Annotated in this window: 3 protein-coding genes and 1 pseudogene; all 4 read right to left on the reverse strand. The window is 56.4% G+C overall.

Annotated features, from left to right (window positions below; translation table 11 throughout):
- Positions 1–1,055, reverse strand: a 1,055-nt coding sequence (gene wzyE, locus DEO48_RS23900; RefSeq protein WP_109846489.1) for an ECA oligosaccharide polymerase, incomplete at its 3' end; no start/stop codon positions are given.
- Positions 1,052–2,131: a TDP-N-acetylfucosamine:lipid II N-acetylfucosaminyltransferase gene (locus DEO48_RS23905; RefSeq protein WP_109846490.1), complete on the reverse strand. Its 1,080-nt coding sequence runs from the start codon at positions 2,129–2,131 to the stop codon at positions 1,052–1,054. The genes wzyE and DEO48_RS23905, both read right to left, overlap by 4 nt.
- The gene (gene wzxE / locus DEO48_RS23910) at positions 2,128–3,378 is read right to left on the reverse strand and encodes a lipid III flippase WzxE (RefSeq protein WP_109846491.1); all 1,251 of its coding nucleotides are present in this window, start codon (positions 3,376–3,378) and stop codon (positions 2,128–2,130) included. The genes DEO48_RS23905 and wzxE overlap by 4 nt, the downstream gene beginning before the upstream one ends.
- 1 nt (position 3,379) lies before the next feature.
- Positions 3,380–3,524 (reverse strand): annotated as a pseudogene (locus tag DEO48_RS23915) (dTDP-4-amino-4,6-dideoxygalactose transaminase); the annotation flags it as partial.

Raw genomic sequence — 3,524 nt, forward strand, 5'->3', positions numbered from 1 at the left:
GGCAGAATGAACCACGCCCCCCCCATCACCACCAGGGAACCAATCAGCGTTGGCGAAATTGCCAGACCGGAATGGTTGTTCAGCACTTCCCAGGTAAAGTAATTTGCCGTGTTAAGCACCACGCCAGGCCGGTCCGGCCATAGCCAGGAAGGGATAAAAACGTAGAAGTCGCGAACAATCGGTGCCAGCCCCTGGAAATCAATCTTGTCGTAGTTTTGCAGCAACAATGCCAGATTTTCCCATGGCGAGAAGGTATCGCGAGTCAGGTAGAGGAACGTGTAAAACGCCTCATCGCCCGCCACGTTCATCCCGTAGCGCTTCAGCGCCAGCCAGAACATCCCGACAATGCCAAACACGCCTGCCGCAACCAGCATCCACAGCGAGATCCAGCCGCGAATGATGCCGATAAACAGGAAGATGGCGAAGGCGATGATAATGTTCGCGCGCGTGCCGCCCACAATCATGTAGGTCAGAATGCCAAACGCGACGGTGCTGACCAGGAAAAACAGCCACGCTTTGCTGTCCTGGCGCAGGAAAAAGACCACCAGCATCGCCGGAATGAAGAAGTAGAAGAAACGCTTAAGCGCCACGCCCGAGACTTCGGCCGAAAAAATCTGGCTGTAGGAGTGGAGCTTAAACAGCAGAAAGCCGTTATGCATGAAGAAGATACCGACGCTGACTAGGGCGATGGTCATCAACATCACCCACGTCAGGTGGGTTTCCACCCGATTCATGGTAAAAAGCGGCCGGCGCGGGACTGCAGCCTGCGCTGAACGCAGACGCGTTTTATAGGTGACGTAGTAGACGGCATAGAAGCAAGTCGCCGCCAGAAGCGCCTGGAGCAGGATTTCCGGCGGCGCGACGCTCACGTCAAAACGGAAGACCAGAATGCTGGTCAGCGGGAAGCCGAAAAAGAAGGTCAGCAGAAACAGTAACGAGAAGAAAACGTTAAAGTTGAAACGTACCCGGCGGAATTCAAACCAGGTAAGCGTGGCAATAAACAGGGTGCTCAGAAGCCAGACAACCAGTAAGCCGCTGAATTGCAACTGACTCATGCTTTGTCTCCTGAAGCGATACGCAGCGCGCGGTGCCACGGCGTGAGGTAATTCGGGCTGAAAAAATCGATGCTATTTTTATCCACCAGCGTGAGCTGGCGTTGGGCTTCCCGAACCACCTCGACATTCAGCGTGTCTGAGGTAAACAGCACCGGAATATGCTGCTCGGCCATGTCCTGCCAGAACGGGTTGTCGCGGTTGAGCACGCACGGTACACCCGCCTGAATCAGCAGACACAGCGTGCCGATTCCCTGCTGTCGGGCGAAGATGAAATAGCCAAGATCGCATTTTCTCAGCAGCGCAAGATATTCATCAAATTCCAGCTTATCGCTAAGGATGTGCAGGTTTTCTGCACTAAACAGCGCAAGCCCCTGTTGGCGAACGTCAGCAATATAGGCGTCGTTGTTGGCGGGATAGCCCATCGGCACCACCACGTTCACCGTGTCGCCAAACTGCTGATGTACGGCCCTGAGCGCCGCGACGTGTTCGTTACTGCGATCGCCGGAATTCCCCACCAGGATCGTCAGCTTGCCTTCACGCACCGCGTCATTTGCCATGGCGTTCAGCGCCGGATCCATGCGGGTTGGGAAATAGAGGAGTTCTCCGCGCACGTTCGGGTGCTGTTTAGCAAAATAGTTGAGATCGCCGCGGGTGGCAAACACACAGCCTACGCGCCCCTGCGCCATGCGCCGCAGCGGATAGAAAAGACGGAATTTCCAGCCGCGGGAGACTTCGTAGAGATCGGCTCCCCAGATATGCCAGCTGCACTGGGAGGATTTAATCCCCCCGCTGAGCAGCGCCAGCCACAGGCCGGTATTGAACTGCCCGTGGAAAAAGAAACGTTGCTTACGATCCGCTTTGGCTTTGGCAATGACCGCCTTCGCCAGCGCGGCCTTATCCGGCCAGAAGCGAATCGTCAGCGCCGGAAACGCCTCGCTCAGGCCCTTATCCTGACCTGCAACCATAAACTCACGCGCATCAGGATTACCCGATGCCAGCTCGTCGTTGAAGAACCGCAAAACGGTCTGGTTATGGTGTGGGATATCCGATCCCAGGATGTGAATCAGTGCAGTCATGCGCGTTTACGCCACAATAAAAATACGCCGCAACAGGCGGCGAAATAAACGATATAGGTTGCCATGTAGGCCTGAGCCGCCCCCAGCGCACCGTGCGAGGGTATTAGCCAGTGTGAAAATGCTGTCAGTAACGCAAACTGGCTAATTTCCGCCAGGATATACAGCCGCAGGGACGCTTTTGCAATCACCAGATAGCCGAAAACGTAAGCCCCCACTTTCAGCACATCACCCACCAGCTGCCATGCAAAGAGATCGCGCATGGCGGTGAACTTCGCCGAGAACAGCAGCCAGATGGCGACATCGCGCAGTAACCAGACGGTAAAGCTGGCCGCCGCGACGGCCGGCAGCACAAAGCGCAGAGATCGGAAAATCTCGCGCGTAATTTCTGGTCTGGACGTCAGGCGCGATAAGGTTGGCAGCAAATAGACGCTAAAGGAAGCCGTTATAAATTGGAGGTATGCATCGGAAATGCTGCTCACGCCCTGCCAAATCCCGACTTCATCCCAGCTATAATGCGCCGCCAGCAGGTTTCGCATCATCACGTAGGCTACCGGCAGCGTGACGGAGGTGATGAGTGCCATCAGGGTAAATTTACCCAGCTGGCTGGCAAGCATCGTGTCCCATTGCGGTTTTAGGTAGCTCAAAGGGATGACGCCCCGACGCATCAGCATAAATGCCGCAGGCACAACAACCAGGGCAGGGACCAGCGCAAGCCCCAGCAGCGCGCCTTCATAGCCGCCCAGGCGATAGCAGAAGTAATAGGCAATCACGCCGATGACGCTTCCCAGGATTAGGGCAAGCGCGTTCCCGGCGGCATCACGAAAACCTTTCATCAGCGCCAGCAGCAGGTTTGCCCAGGCAATGCCCATCTGAACCAACGCGACCAGACGCACCAGCCCCTGATAATGGGTGTGCCCGAACAATCCCTGGCTGATGGGCGCCGCCGCCAGCAGAAAGACAACCGCCATCAGGGTCGAAAAACCCGTGACCATCGCCGAAGAGGTGCCCACCACCCTGCGCAGCTGAGCCGCATCATCGTGATACTGCGCAACGTATTTGGTAACGCCGTTGAAAATACCGGCGCCGGCCAGCACCCCAAGGACGGTAACGAGCTGGCGGAAATTACCCGCCAGCCCCACGCCAGAGGGGCCAAATGAGACGGCCAGCAGCTTGACGACCAGCAGCCCGGCGCCAATTTTTACAAGCGTGGACGCGGCGGTCCACACCGATGCTTTTGCCAGAGACATATCAGCCGAAATAACTCAGAAGGGTATTAATCACCGTACGCTGGTTAACAGGCGCGAGGTTGTAGAACAGTGGCAGGCGAAGCAAACGCTCACTTTCTTTCGTGGTGTAACGATCTTCACCCGCGAACGTGCCAAACGCTTCGCCG

It is taken from the genome of Enterobacter sp. CGMCC 5087, assembly GCF_003144775.1.
Lineage (GTDB): Bacteria > Pseudomonadota > Gammaproteobacteria > Enterobacterales > Enterobacteriaceae > Enterobacter > Enterobacter cloacae_M.